Raw genomic sequence first — 14,021 nt, 5'->3', positions numbered from 1 at the left:
CTTGCCGCTGCTTAATCGAATGTGATGCCCTGCGCCAATGGCAGCTCCAGCGAGTAGTTGACCGTGTTGGTCTGCCGGCGCATGTAGGCGCGCCAGGCGTCGGAGCCGGATTCGCGGCCGCCACCGGTTTCCTTTTCACCACCGAACGCGCCGCCGATTTCCGCACCGCTCGGGCCGATGTTGACGTTGGCAATGCCGCAATCGCTGCCGACCGCCGACATGAATCGTTCGGCCTCGCGCACATCAGTGGTGAAGATGCACGACGACAGGCCTTGCGGCACCGCGTTGTTCAGACGCAATGCTTCCTCGAAATCGCTGTAGCCAACCACGTAGAGAATCGGCGCGAAGGTTTCACTGCAGACCACGTCGCTCTGCTCGGGCATTTCGACGATGGCCGGCGACACGTAGTAGGCGTTGGGGAACTGGTCTTCAAGCTGACGCTGGCCGCCGAACACCCGCCCGCCCTCGCTCAATGCCTGCTCCAGTGCGTCCTGCATGTTTTCGAAGCTGTGCTTGTCGATCAGCGGGCCGACCAGATTGCCTTGCAATGGATGGCCGATACGCACTTTCGAATATGCGGCTTTGAGGCGGGTGACGATTTCGTTTTTCACCGACTCATGGGCGATCAGCCGGCGCAACGTGGTGCAACGCTGCCCGGCGGTGCCGACGGCGCTGAACAGAATGGCGCGTACGGCCATGTCCAGATCGGCGCTCGGGCCGAGGATCATCGCGTTGTTGCCACCGAGCTCGAGAATGCTGCGAGCAAACCGTGCGGCGACTTTTGGCGCCACTTCTCGGCCCATGCGGGTGCTGCCGGTGGCGCTGATCAGGGCGACACGCGGGTCATCGACCAGCGCTTCACCGGCATCGCGACCACCGATGATGACCTGGCAAAGGCTCGCCGGCGCATCGCTGAAATTCTTCACCACGCGATCGAACAAGGCCTGACAGGCCAGCGCGGTCAGCGGGGTTTTTTCCGACGGTTTCCACACCACCGGATTGCCGCAGACCAGCGCCAGGGTGGTGTTCCACGCCCACACCGCGACCGGGAAGTTGAACGCACTGATCACCCCGACCACGCCCAGCGGATGCCAGGTTTCGCGCATGTGATGGCCTGGGCGCTCGGAAGCGATGGTCAAACCGTACAACTGACGCGACAGGCCGACGGCGAAGTCGCAGATATCGATCATCTCCTGCACTTCGCCCAGGCCTTCCTGAGTGATCTTGCCTGCTTCCCACGACACCAGCTCACCGAGGTCGGCCTTGTATTCGCGCAACACTTCGCCAAATTGGCGCACCAGCTCGCCGCGACGCGGGGCTGGTACGTTGCGCCATTGTTCGAATGCATGATCGGCGCGACTGATGTGCTGCTCGACTTCGGCCGCACCTTCCCAGTTCACCGCCGCGATGCGGCTGCCGTCGATCGGTGAATGCACCGGCACTTTGCCGTTCTGATACAGGGCCGGGTTCACACCGAGACGATCAAGCAATGCGGCAACCATGGGTCACTCCTCAAGCGAAAAACTGAATGTGTGCGGTCGCCTTTTCACGACCGGGCAGGCCTTTAGTTGTAGCGTCCAATCACGGCGGCAACAAACGACCTTTACGCCAGATATCATTCCGTTTATTCATGCTGAGCATAGAAAGACAAGAAAAGGACTGGCCATGCTGAACAAACGCCACTTGCCCTCGATCACTGCGTTGCAGTGCTTCGAGGCCGTGACCCGACACCTGAGCTTCACCCGCGCGGCGGAAGAACTGAACCTGACCCAGAGCGCGGTGAGCAAACAGGTCGCGCAGCTTGAAGAGTTGCTGCAGCATTTGCTGTTTCGCCGCGTGCGTCGGCGCTTGCAGATGACCCCGGCGGGGGATCTGTACCTGGTGGAAGTGAGAAAAATCCTCACCCAGGTCGAGATGTCGACGCATTACCTGCGTTCCTACGGCGGCGAAACCGAAGTCCTGCGCGTCTCCACTCCGTCGACCTTTGGCGCGCGCTGGCTGGTGCCACGCCTGAAAGGCTGGCGACTGCGCCATCCGTCGATCCATCTGGACCTGTGCAACGAGCAGGAAGCGGACGATCTGCTGCAAGGGCGCAGCGATCTGGCGTTTTATTTCGGTCAGGGCGCGCGACCGGGGACCGAGTGCCTGAAACTGTTCGGCGAAGAGCTGGTGCCGGTCTGCGCACCGGGCAGCCTACCGGACACGCCACTGACTGATCCGACGCAACTGACCGATCTGGTCCTGCTGCAAAATGCCTCGCGCCCGCAAGCATGGCACGACTGGTTCGACAGCCAGGGCTACCAGACCGAACACAGCTATCACGGGCCGCGTTTCGAAACCTTTTATATGTGCATCCGCGCAGCGCAAGTCGGCTGCGGCGTGGCGCTGTTGCCGCGGTTTCTGGTGGAAGAGGAACTGGCCGACGGCAAACTGGTCATTCCGTGGGCGCATGCCATGCCCAGCACGGATGCCTACTACCTGGCGTATCCGGAACACGCAGCGGAAGTCCCCAAGGTGCGCGATTTCGTGAAGTGGATGCTGGAGCAGATTGACAGTTCAACCTGAAATCCACCGGGGCCCCTGTGGGAGTGAGCCTGCTCGCGAAATCGGTGTATCAGCTAGAGATGATGTGACTGACCCGACGCTTTCGCGAGCAGGCTCGCTCCCACATGGGTTCTGCGATGTGCTTAAAAAATGCTGGCAATCCCCACCGTTGATATGCGCCACTAGCGCCATCGATATAGACCGCGCCACGGCGCGGCGCACCTGGAGACCCCGTTATGAGCGAGAGTGTGTTTGCCGATCGCATCGTGCAGAACCTGCTCGACACCGACTTCTACAAACTGACGATGATGCAGGCGGTGCTGCACAACTACCCCAACGTCGAGGTCGAATGGGAGTTCCGCTGCCGTAACAGCGAGGACCTGCGCCCGTATCTGGCCGAGATCCGCTTTCAGATCGAGCGCCTGGCCGAAACCAGCCTGAGCGGCGATCAACTGAATTTCCTTGAACGCATCAGTTTTCTCAAACCGGACTTTTTGCGCTTTCTCGGGCTGTTTCGCTTCAACCTGCGCTACGTGCAGACCGGCATCGAGAACGGCGAGTTGTTCATCCGCCTGCGCGGGCCGTGGTTGCATGTGATCCTCTATGAAGTACCGTTGTTGGCGATTGTCAGCGAAGTGCGCAACCGCCATCGCTATCACGACATGTCGCTGGAGCGCGCGCGCGAGCAGTTGTACCGCAAGTTCGACTGGCTGAGCGCCAACGCCTCGCCCGACGAATTGTCGCAGCTGCAAGTCGCCGATTTCGGCACCCGCCGGCGCTTCTCCTATGGCGTGCAGGCCGAAGTGGTCAATGTGCTCAAACACGACTTCCCCGGCCGCTTCGTCGGCACCAGCAATGTGCACCTGTCGCGCGAGCTGGACATGAAACCACTGGGCACCATGGCCCACGAATGGATCATGGCGCACCAGCAACTCGGTCCGCGCCTGATTGATAGCCAGATCGCTGCGCTCGATTGCTGGGTCCGCGAGTACCGCGGCCTGCTCGGCATCGCCCTCACCGACTGCATCACCACCGATGCCTTCCTCGGCGATTTCGATCTGTTCTTCGCCAAGCTGTTCGACGGCTTGCGCCATGATTCCGGTGACCCGGTGGCCTGGGGCGAAAAATGCATCGCCCACTACCACAAGCTCGGCATCGACCCGATGAGCAAGACCCTGGTGTTTTCCGACAGTCTGACGCTGCCAAAATCGCTGGAGATTTTCCGCGCATTGCACGGTCGCATTAATGTGAGCTTCGGCATTGGTACCAACTTCACCTGCGACATTCCGGGTGTCGAACCGATGAGCATCGTGCTTAAAATGACCGCCTGCAACGGCCAGCCGGTGGCGAAGATCTCCGACGAGCCAGGCAAGACCCACTGCAAAGACCCGAATTTCGTCGCCTATTTGCGACACGTGTTCCAGGTTCCTGCCGATTCCAGTCTATCTAGCAAGGAGTGAATTCATGCAAGCCGTACAGCGTGAGATTGCTGAGCAGCTCAAGGTGCAACCGCCATTCGCCGATGATCAGGCCCTGCAGGCCGAAATCGCCCGGCGCCTGACGTTCATTCAGGATTGCCTGGTCAATTCCGGGCTCAAGACACTGGTGCTCGGCATCAGCGGCGGCGTCGATTCGCTGACCGCCGGCCTGCTGGCCCAGCGCGCCATGCGTGAGCTGCGCGAGAAAACCGGCGACAGCAGTTACAAATTCATCGCCGTACGCCTGCCCTACGAAACCCAATTCGACGAGCACGACGCCCAGGCTTCGCTCGATTGCATCGCCCCCGACGAAATCCACAACGTGAACATCGGCCCGGCGGTCAAGGCGCTGGCCGCGCAGGTGGGTGCGTTTGAAGGCAAGCCGGCGGCGTCAGTGGATTTTGTGCTGGGCAACACCAAGGCGCGCATGCGCATGGTTGCGCAGTACACGATTGCCGGCGTGGCTGGCGGTTTGGTGATTGGTACCGATCATGCGGCCGAAGCGGTGATGGGTTTCTTCACCAAGTTCGGCGATGGCGCTTGCGACCTCGCCCCGCTCAGCGGTCTGGTGAAAAATCAGGTTCGCGCAATTGCCCGTAGCTTTGGCGCACCGGAGTCGCTGGTCGAGAAAGTGCCGACTGCAGATCTGGAAGACCTCTCGCCAGGCAAACCGGACGAAGCGGCGCATGGTGTGTCCTATGCCGAGATCGATGCGTTTCTGCACGGTAAAACGGTACGTGACGAAGCGGCGAAGATCATTGTCGATACGTACCACAAGACGCACCACAAGCGGGTCATGCCGTTTGCGCCTTGATCTTGTGAAGGCATGAAAAAGCCCGCTGGGGAGTGATCCTCAGCGGGCTTTTCTTTGGTCGTCAATCTTTCAGTGAGGCTGATGACCTTTTCGCGAGCAGGCTCGCACAGGATTATTTGACGGTGATGGTGCCTTTCATCATCGAGATGTGGCCCGGGAACGAGCAGAAGAAACCGTAGCCGCCGTCAGCGATCTTGGCTACGTCGAAAGTCAGCGAGTCGGTTTCCTTGGCGCCGATGATCTTGGTGTGCGCGATGATGCGCGCATCGCCTTCCTTCAGATAGTTCTTGTCGATACCCGCTGCCAGGCCGTCGGTAGCGATTGGCTGCATGTCAGCTTCTTTGCTGATCACCAGGTTATGGCCCATGACGTTCTTCGGCAGGTTACCGGAGTGGGTCAACTCCACCGTGAAAGTCTTGCAGCTCTTGTCGATCACAATTTCCTTGGTGTTGAAGGACATCTGATCGGTGGAGTCAACGGTGGTTTTGCACTCGGCGGCCATCAATTGGCTGCTGGCCAGCGCCAGCAGGGATACCGCAACAACTTTGGAAAACATGGTGAATCTCCAAGGCAGGGTTAACAAAAGCACTAGTGGTGGAAAGACTGCCTGAAATCTTCGCAAGTTCCTATGACTTGTGTCAAAAATTGTATACAACTTTCAGGCTATGACACTCATGGACACAATCTAACGGTCAATTCAGGCGGCCCCACTTATGATCGGTCCATCAACCGAGACGGAGTACGATCATGTTTATCAACGGTCTGTTACGCAGCTTGCTCGCCGCGTACGCCTGTGGCGCCAGCGGCACGTTCGAATCGCCTGAGCGCGAAGTTTAGCCCTTGGTTCGAGGCGTGCCAGCCATTACCCTGTGACGGATCGACTCAGGAGTAAGGCATGTCTCTGAAATCCGTTTGTGTGTTTTGCGGCGCCAATGCGGGCGCTGATCCGGCTTACAGCGAAGCCGCCGTGGCCCTCGGCCAGGCACTGGCCGAACGGCAGCTGACGCTGGTTTACGGTGGCGGTGCCGTGGGTTTGATGGGCATTGTTGCCGATGCAGCGCTGGCTGCTGGCGGTGAAGTAATCGGGATCATTCCGCAAAGCCTGATGGACAAGGAAATCGGTCACAAAGGCCTGACGCGTCTGGAAGTGGTCGACGGCATGCATGCGCGCAAGGCCCGAATGGCCGAACTCAGCGATGCATTCATCGCTTTGCCCGGCGGCCTCGGCACGCTCGAAGAGCTGTTCGAAGTCTGGACCTGGGGCCAGCTCGGCTACCATCCCAAGCCGCTTGGCCTGCTGGAAGTGAACGCTTTCTACAGCAAACTCACCGATTTTCTCGACCATATCGTCGGCGAAGGCTTCGTTCGCGCGCCACACCGTGACATGCTGCAAGTGAGCGAATCGCCGCAAACCCTGCTCGACGCCCTTGATCAATGGCGGCCGACCGTCACGCCCAAGTGGGTTGACCAAAAACCCGGTTAACCCTCGGGCACCGATACAGGGCAGAATATGCGCCGCTCAACCTCACCTTCGACCTAGAGGATCGCCCATGGCCAAACCCAATTACTCCTTCGCCAAACGTCAACGAGACCTGGCAAAGGAACAGAAGAAAGAGGAAAAGCTTCAGCGCAAGAAACAAACCGCTGAAGAAGCGGCACTGAACCCTGACGGTGAAGTGGCGACGCAAGATGATGTTGATGCACCCGATGCACCGAAAGACCAGGCGCCCGACGCCTGAGCCCCACCGGGTTTGATCAGTGCATCGAACCCAGCGGATTTGTGACAGGGCTGGCGGTTCTGCTGCCGGCCCTCACAGCCCCCTTCGCGCCCCCCCCCCCCCCCCGATTCCCTTGTAGGAGTGAGCCTGCTCGCGATGGCGGTGTGTCAGTCATGATATTCATCGCTGACACACCGCCATCGCGAGCAGGCTCACTCCTACAGTTTGATCTGCGTTAGTCCAGCGGCATCACCGTGACACTCACTTCCGGGTCATGATTGCCGCCCCCCAGAATCACCCCGCGCAGCGGTGAAACATCCGAGAAATCGCGCCCCCACGCCAGGGTGATGTGCTCCAGCGCCGGCTGCACATTGTTGGTCGGATCGAAATCCACCCAGCCCAGCACCGGGCAGAACACCGACACCCAGGCATGCGAAGCATCGGCGCCGATCAGCCGTGGCTGTCCCGGTGGCGGTTGAGTCAGCAAATAACCGCTGACGTAGCGCGCCGCCAGCCCTCGCGAGCGCACACACGCCAGCATCAAGTGCGCAAAGTCCTGACAGACCCCGCGCCGGCGCTCCAGCACCTCCACCAGCGGCGTCGCCACTTGGGTCGCCTCGGCATCGAAGGTGAATTCGCTGAAGATTTTTTCCATCAAGTCCTGCACGCCCAACAGCAACGGCCGGCCCGGCGGAAAACAGCTCTGTGAAAACTCGACGAAGCTACGTTTCAAATGTACGTAGGGCGACTGGAACCGATAACGGCACGCTTCGAGCACATCGGCGGGCAACGGCTGGCTGCTGTAGGTCAGCTCGTCGCGGGTCCGTTCCCAGGCAGGCGACTGGTTGAAATCCAGCGCCGGCCGCGCCAGTACCTCGACGGTCAGCCGGGCGCCGACCTGCAATTGGTCATGCGGACGCTCGAATGCCAGGCGGGTCAGCGGATTGCCGAATACATCCCGTTCATCGCGGCGAGACGTAGGCTGCGGACTGATCAGCAGTTGCTGTTCAGTGCAGCGCTGCCAGGCGCATTCACGCGGCCACAGATGCGCCAGTTGTTGCGCCAGCGAAACCGGGCTGTCGTAGTGATAACAGGTGTCGTGGAAGATCTGGTAGCGAGCATTCATCAGACGGACACCGTGCGCTGGCTGACATCATCGACATGGGCGAAATGCCGCAGCGCCAGGCGATCGGAGACCTGCCCGCTGGCCTCAGCGATGTCCTGCAGCAGATCGGCCAGCCCCTCAAGCGCCGCGCGCACGCTGGACTCACCGAATAATGGATTTTCCAGGCAGCCCAGATCGAACCGCGCCAGGCGCTCGACCAGTTCCGCCAGGCCGGCCTCCCGTGGCGCGCCGAAATCATCGTTCAAGCGTTTCAGCGTGCGTGTGACCAGTTTCAACTGGAACAACACCGCGTGCGGGTTTTGCTCGTCGAGCAGCAGCAAGTCGAGTACCGGGATCAACTGCGCTACGGCCAGATAGCGTGAGCGATAAGTGATGCTGCTGTTGCCCAGTTCCAGCAGCCATTCCAGCCCGGCCTGATCAAAAGCCCCGGCGCCGCGCAAAAATGCGGCGAGGCTGCTGCTGAGAAACTGCAGACGCTCGATGCGCCGGCCGATCATCAAAAACCGCCAGCCCTCATCGCGGGTCATGTCATCCAGGGCGAAACCGGACAGCGCCGCCAGCGACATCACCAGACGGTTGAGGAAATCCAGCAATTCGGCAAAGTCCGGCGCATCGGTCTCCAACTCCATCGCTTCGCGCTGCAATTCGACCAGCGCTTGCCAGTTCTCCCGCGAAAGCTTGCCGCGCACCTGCGACGCCGCCCACTGCAAGCGTTGCAGATTGGAACGCAAGCTGAATGACCAGTCGTCGCCGAGTAAGGCTGCAAGCAGACGTTCCGGCAGTTCGCCTTCGTCGGGCAGCAGCGACAGCCGCTCGCCGAGGTCGACCGCGGCCTGCAGCGCTTGCGGGTCATCGCCATCGACATGACGGGCGAGCATGATCCGCAGCAAACGCGCGCTGTCATCGCAGCGCTCGCAATAACGACCGAACCAGAACAGATTCTCCACCACCCGTGATGGCAGGTACGGATCACGCCGCACCAGATCGTGGACGCCGAGGTTGCGCTGGCTCTTCCACTGTTCGCCACTCGGCGGCCGATCACCAAGCACCCAGGTGTCCTTGCTCGCCCCGCCACGCTGCATCGACACCACTTCGGCATCAGCTTCGGCGGCGACCCGGGTCAAGCCGCCGGGCAGCACCCGGTAGCCATCAGCGCTGGCCACCGCATACATGCGCATGCCGATGGCCCGCGGCCGCAGCTGGCCTTCGTCAGCTTGCCAGACGGGCGCCTGTGATAGCTGCGCCAGCTCCTGCGCTACATAGGCATACGGCCGGGCCTGCATGCGCGCGGCCAGTTCCTGGCGTTGCGGCTCAGTCAAATCGCGACCGAACACCGGGGCGAAACTTTGTGAGGGAAACGCTGGTTTGATCAGTAGCTCAGGCAGTTTTTCCAGTGCCTGCGCGAGCACCGGCGCTTCGCCGCACCACCACGTGGCAATTGACGGCAATATCAGTTCTTCACCAAACAGGTATTGATTGATTTTCGGCAGGAACCCGAGCAACCCTGGCGACTCCAGCACCCCGCTGCCCAGCGCATTGGCCACCAGCACACGGCCTTGTCGCACCGCTTCTAGCAGACCGGGCACGCCAAGCGCCGAGTCCGTACGCAGCTCCAGCGGATCGCAGAAATCATCATCGAGCCGGCGCATGATCGCGTGCACCCGGCGCAGGCCGCTCAGGGTTTTCAGATAGACCGTGGCATCGCGCACCGTCAGGTCACCGCCCTCGACCAGGGGATAGCCGAGCTGGCGGGCCAAGTACAGATGTTCGAAATAGCTTTCGTTGAAGCGCCCCGGTGTGAGCAGCACCACCAACGGCGCGCCATCCTCGCACGGCGCCTGCCGCGCGAGGGTTTCCTGCAAGGTGCGGAAAAAACCGGCCAGATGCTGCACCTTGAGATCGCGGTACAACTCGGGGAACGCGCGCGAGACGATGGTGCGGTTTTCCAGCGCATACCCCGCGCCGGACGGCGCCTGGGTGCGATCAGCCGTCACCCACCAGCGCCCGTCCGGAGTTCGCGCCAGGTCCACCGCGTACAAGTGCAAAAAGGTCTGTTCCGGGGTTGCGACGTGCTGGCACGGCCAGAGGAAGTTGTTATGGCCGAATACCAGCTCCGCAGGCAGCAGACCTTCGCTGATCAGCCGTTGCGGGCCGTACAGGTCGGCCAGTACCGCGTTGAGTAGGCGGGCGCGCTGGGCAATGCCGGCGGACAATTGCTGCCATTCATCCGCCGCAATCACATGTGGCAGCAGATCCAGTTCCCACGGCCGATCCGCGCCTTTTGGGTCGGCATAGACGTTGTAGGTCACGCCGTTTTCCTGAATCTGCCGCGCCAGCAGTGCCTGGCGCTGAATCAACTGCGCCGGGGTGCTGCGCTGCAACTGATCGAACAGCCGCTGCCAATGCGCGCGCACCGCTCCACTGCCATCGAGCAGTTCGTGATAAGTGCCCGCATTCAGCGGGTAGCGGTCTAGCAGGTCAGGCATGGAAAGCTCGGCAGACAGCAAGGAACGGTCAGACTAACGCAGGCACATGACGCCCGGATAGACGAAAAATCTACTCGTCGCGCACGACATGGAAACGTCGCAAATCGAGGGTCATCGGCAGCTCGTCAGTGATTTCGACTGGGGGTGTCGGAAGTTTCCCCGGCGTGTGTCCGACGCGGAAAAACCGCGCCATGCGCCGACTCTCGGCTTCGTTGGCGTTGACCGGCAATGTCTCGTAATTGCGCCCACCCGGATGAGCAACGTGATACTGGCAACCGCCCAGCGAACGGCCCATCCAAGTATCGAGCAGGTCGAACACCAGCGGTGCGTGCACCGGGATCGTCGGTTGCAGGCAGTTGGCCGGTTGCCAGGCGCGATAACGCACGCCAGCGACGAACTCACCGACGCGCCCAGTCGGGTGCAGCGGCACCGCAACGCCGTTGCAGGTCAGCAGATAGCGCTGCGGTGGCAGGCCTTTGAGCTTGACCTGCAAACGCTCCAGCGATGAATCGACATAGCGCACCGCGCCGCCCGCCGCGCCCTCCTCGCCCAGCACATGCCAGGGTTCCAGCGCCTGGCGCAGCTCGAGCTCGATGCCGTTGACTGCATAATCGCCGACCTTGGGGAAACGAAACTCCAGGTGCGCAGCGAACCATTCAGCGCGCACCGGATACCCGGCGTTGTTGAGTTCGACGATGACGTCGTCGAAATCCTGCTCAATAAAGTGCGGCAGCAGGAAACGGTCGTGCAGTTCGGTGCCCCAGCGTGCCAGTTTCGGCGGTGCATAAGGCTCGCGCCAGAACCGCGCCACCAGCGCCCGCAGCAACAATTGCTGCGCCAGGCTCATGCGCGCGTGCGGCGGCATTTCAAAGGCGCGCAGTTCCAGCAGGCCGAGGCGCCCGGTGGCGCCGTCCGGCGAATACAGCTTGTCGATGCAGAATTCGGCGCGATGGGTATTGCCGGTGACGTCGATGAGCAAATTGCGCAGCAGACGATCGACCAGCCATGGCGCGCAGGCTTCGCCCGGTGCGGGCATCTGCGCGAAGGCGATTTCCAGCTCGTACAGCGCATCGTTGCGCGCCTCGTCGACCCGCGGCGCCTGAGAGGTCGGGCCGATGAACAAACCGGAAAACAGATACGACAACGATGGATGGTTGTGCCAGTAACTGATCAAGCTGCGCAGCAGGTCCGGGCGACGCAGGAACGGCGAGTCCGCCGGCGTCGCGCCACCGAGCACGAAATGGTTGCCGCCACCGGTACCGGTGTGGCGACCATCGATCATGAATTTCTCGGTGGTCAGCCGGGTTTGCCGCGCCTGCTCGTAAAGGAATTCGGTGCGTTCGACCAACTCGCTCCACGTTGCTGAAGGCTGTACGTTGACTTCGATCACGCCGGGGTCAGGGGTGATACGGAAGTTGCTCAGGCGCGGATCGCTCGGAGGCTCATAGCCCTCGAGCAGCACCGGGCAATGCAGTTCTTCGGCAGTGGCCTCGATGGCCGCGATCAGTTCAAGATAATCCTCGACCCGCTCCAGCGGCGGCATGAACAGGTACAAACGCCCGTCGCGCGCCTCGGCACAAAATGCCGTGCGGGTCAGCCAGTCGGCGGATTCGTCGATGCCCGGCGCGCGCTCTTCAGTGCGCGCTGGCTCGCCGTGCTGGCTGAGCTGCGCGGCGTCTGGCAATTCGGGAAAGTCCTGATTCGGATCCTGCGGATGAATGAATGGGTACTCCGCCGCCTTCACCCACGGCTGCGAAGCCAGCGGCAGACGGTAGCCGAGCGGCGAGTCCCCCGGTACTAGGCGGCAATGTTCCTCGCGCAGATACCAGCGCCCGCTCTGCCATTGATCGCCCTTGGCAGTACGCGCCAGCGGCAGCACCTGGCCAATCACCTTGTTCAAGCCCTGACTGAAGACCTTGCGCAATCGTGCGCGCTCCAGCGGCTCCTCCAGACGCGAATCTTCGGCGCTGACGTTGCTCGGCAACGTCCCCTCGCGCCACAGGTAATAGAAATTGTCCTCGTAGGCCGGAAAGACAAAGCGCGGCGGCAGTTTCAGCCGTTCGGCGACGCTCGCCAGAAAGCGCCCGGCCAGTTCGCCGTCGGCGCCGTAGTCTTGCTGCTCGTTGGCAATCAGCGCGTTGTTGTGCCAGATCGGCACGCCGTCGCGGCGCCAGTAGCAGTTGAGCGACCAGCGCGGCAGTTGCTCGCCGGGGTACCACTTGCCTTGGCCAAAATGCACCAGCCCCTGCGGCGCGTAGTGGGTGCGCATGCGGGCGAACAGTTCGGCGGAGAGCCGCCGTTTGTCTGGCCCCAGCGCGGCAGTGTTCCACTCGGCACCGTCCGGGTCGTCGATCGAGACGAAGGTCGGTTCGCCGCCCATGGTCAGGCGCACGTCACCCTCAAGCAAGTCGGCATCGATCTGCCGGCCCAGCGCCTCGATCGCCCGCCATTGCTCGTCGGTATAAGGCTTGGTGACCCGCGGCGCTTCCCAGATGCGCTCGACCGACATTTCATGGCTGAACTCACATTCACACGGCTCCACCAGGCCACTGATCGGTGCCGCCGAAGACGGATCGGGACTGCAAGCCAACGGGATGTGCCCTTCACCGGCAAACAACCCTGACGTCGCATCCAGACCGATCCAGCCGGCACCGGGCAAATACACCTCGCACCAGGCATGCAGATCGGTGAAATCCACCTCGGTGCCGGACGGGCCGTCGAGGCTTTTCACGTCGGCGGTGAGCTGGATCAGGTAACCGGAAACGAACCGCGCCGCCAGCCCGAGGTTGCGCAGCAATTGCACCAGCAGCCACGCCGAATCGCGGCAGGAGCCGGAGGCGTGTTCGAGGGTGTGCTCGGGGGTTTGTACGCCCGGCTCCATGCGGATCAGGTAACCGATGTCCTCACTCAGGCGCTGGTTGAGCGCGACGAGAAAGTCCACCGCCGGTAATGGCGTGCGGTCGATGGCGTCCAGATACGCTTTGAATTTCGGCGTCAACGGCAGGGTTTCGAGGTATGGCGCCAGCTCTTTGCGCTCGTCGGCGGCATAGGCGAACGGGATTTTTTCGGCGTAAGGCTCGAGGAAGAAGTCGAACGGATTGAACACCGCCATCTCGGCGAGCAGGTCGACTTCGATGCGCAGCTCATGGGTTTTCTCGGGGAATACCAGACGCGCCAGGTAATTGCCTTGGGGGTCCTGCTGCCAGTTGATGAAATGCTGCTCGGGCGAGACTTTCAGCGCATACGACAAAATCCGCGTGCGGCTGTGGGCAGCCGGGCGCAAGCGCACGATCTGCGGGCCGAGTTCGACAGCGCGGTCGTAGCGGTAATGCGTGACGTGATGCAATGCGACATGAATCGACACGGCGTGCCTCCTGCGAGCCTGGGCGTATTGGAAAGCGCGCAAGACTTATGCCATGCACAGGCTTGCGCACTTTCGCGGAATGCTCAGGGCAGTACAGCACCAAAATCGGGCGAGGGTAGGAAATGGTTTGGGGAGTTTGCACGTAAATGTTGCTAAGAGCCCCCCTCACCCTAGCCCTCTCCCAGAGGGAGAGGGGACTGACCGAGTTGATTATGCGAGCTACACCGACCTGAAACTTCGAGTCGAACTTCGATACTGAAAAGCACAGCGATCGGCTCCCTTTCCCCCTCGCCCCCCATGGGGGAGAGGGCTGGGGTGAGGGGGATGGATAGTGATCGTTCCCACGCTCTGCGTGGGAATGCAGCCCGTGACGCTCCGCGTCACAACCATGTTCGACAATACTGCGAGTAACGGCTGGAACGCAGAGCGTTCCTTGAGGCATTCCCACGCAGGAGCGTGGGAACGATCAGCAAAACGCCAACCCGAAGGTT

10 protein-coding genes are annotated in these 14,021 nt (G+C 61.5%); 5 read left to right on the top strand and 5 right to left on the bottom strand.

Annotated features, from left to right (window positions below):
* Positions 1 to 11: 11 nt before the first annotated feature.
* On the bottom strand, positions 12 to 1,502 hold the full coding sequence (amaB, locus tag BLU52_RS01250) for an L-piperidine-6-carboxylate dehydrogenase (protein WP_090280834.1): 1,491 nt from the start codon (positions 1,500 to 1,502) through the stop codon (positions 12 to 14).
* A 163-nt stretch (positions 1,503 to 1,665) separates the two neighbouring features.
* Between amaB and BLU52_RS01245 the strand changes: the two genes are divergently transcribed.
* The 3 genes from BLU52_RS01245 to nadE all read left to right on the top strand — a co-directional run bounded on the left by BLU52_RS01245 (position 1,666) and on the right by nadE (position 4,836).
* Positions 1,666 to 2,565 carry a LysR family transcriptional regulator gene (locus BLU52_RS01245; protein ID WP_090280831.1) on the top strand — a complete coding sequence of 300 codons (900 nt, stop codon included), beginning with the start codon at positions 1,666 to 1,668 and terminating at the stop codon, positions 2,563 to 2,565.
* A gap of 215 nt (positions 2,566 to 2,780) precedes the next feature.
* Positions 2,781 to 4,004 carry a nicotinate phosphoribosyltransferase gene (gene pncB, locus BLU52_RS01240; RefSeq protein WP_090280826.1) on the top strand — a complete coding sequence of 408 codons (1,224 nt, stop codon included), beginning with the start codon at positions 2,781 to 2,783 and terminating at the stop codon, positions 4,002 to 4,004.
* Positions 4,005 to 4,008: 4 nt separating this feature from the next.
* On the top strand, positions 4,009 to 4,836 hold the full coding sequence (gene nadE / locus BLU52_RS01235) for an ammonia-dependent NAD(+) synthetase (protein WP_090280823.1): 828 nt from the start codon (positions 4,009 to 4,011) through the stop codon (positions 4,834 to 4,836).
* Between the two features lie 112 nt (positions 4,837 to 4,948).
* Here the strand turns inward: nadE and azu are convergent, their stop codons facing one another.
* A complete protein-coding gene (azu, locus tag BLU52_RS01230) occupies positions 4,949 to 5,392 on the bottom strand; it encodes an azurin (protein WP_090280820.1) in 444 nt (147 codons plus the stop codon).
* Positions 5,393 to 5,731: 339 nt separating this feature from the next.
* Here azu and BLU52_RS01225 point away from each other — a divergent pair, with 339 nt between their 5' ends.
* Complete coding sequence (locus BLU52_RS01225; protein WP_090280816.1) at positions 5,732 to 6,319, top strand: LOG family protein; 588 nt, start codon at positions 5,732 to 5,734, stop codon at positions 6,317 to 6,319.
* Between the two features lie 67 nt (positions 6,320 to 6,386).
* Positions 6,387 to 6,575, top strand: coding sequence for a hypothetical protein (locus BLU52_RS01220; protein WP_090280813.1), 189 nt, complete (start codon positions 6,387 to 6,389; stop codon positions 6,573 to 6,575).
* A 214-nt stretch (positions 6,576 to 6,789) separates the two neighbouring features.
* Here the strand turns inward: BLU52_RS01220 and BLU52_RS01215 are convergent, their stop codons facing one another.
* The 3 genes from BLU52_RS01215 to BLU52_RS01205 all read right to left on the bottom strand — a co-directional run bounded on the left by BLU52_RS01215 (position 6,790) and on the right by BLU52_RS01205 (position 13,530).
* Positions 6,790 to 7,680 (bottom strand): transglutaminase family protein, encoded by an 891-nt coding sequence (locus tag BLU52_RS01215; RefSeq protein WP_090280810.1) that lies wholly within the window; start codon positions 7,678 to 7,680, stop codon positions 6,790 to 6,792.
* The gene (locus tag BLU52_RS01210; RefSeq protein ID WP_090280807.1) at positions 7,680 to 10,166 is read right to left on the bottom strand and encodes a circularly permuted type 2 ATP-grasp protein; all 2,487 of its coding nucleotides are present in this window, start codon (positions 10,164 to 10,166) and stop codon (positions 7,680 to 7,682) included. Before BLU52_RS01210 ends, BLU52_RS01215 begins: the two co-directional genes overlap by 1 nt.
* A gap of 70 nt (positions 10,167 to 10,236) precedes the next feature.
* Positions 10,237 to 13,530 carry a transglutaminase family protein gene (locus BLU52_RS01205; RefSeq protein WP_090280804.1) on the bottom strand — a complete coding sequence of 1,098 codons (3,294 nt, stop codon included), beginning with the start codon at positions 13,528 to 13,530 and terminating at the stop codon, positions 10,237 to 10,239.
* Between the last annotated feature and the right edge of the window lie 491 nt (positions 13,531 to 14,021).

The organism is Pseudomonas granadensis, assembly GCF_900105485.1.
Taxonomy (GTDB): domain Bacteria; phylum Pseudomonadota; class Gammaproteobacteria; order Pseudomonadales; family Pseudomonadaceae; genus Aquipseudomonas; species Aquipseudomonas granadensis.
Note: the sequence above shows the minus strand (reverse complement) of the source record. Positions and strands in the feature narration are given on the sequence as shown.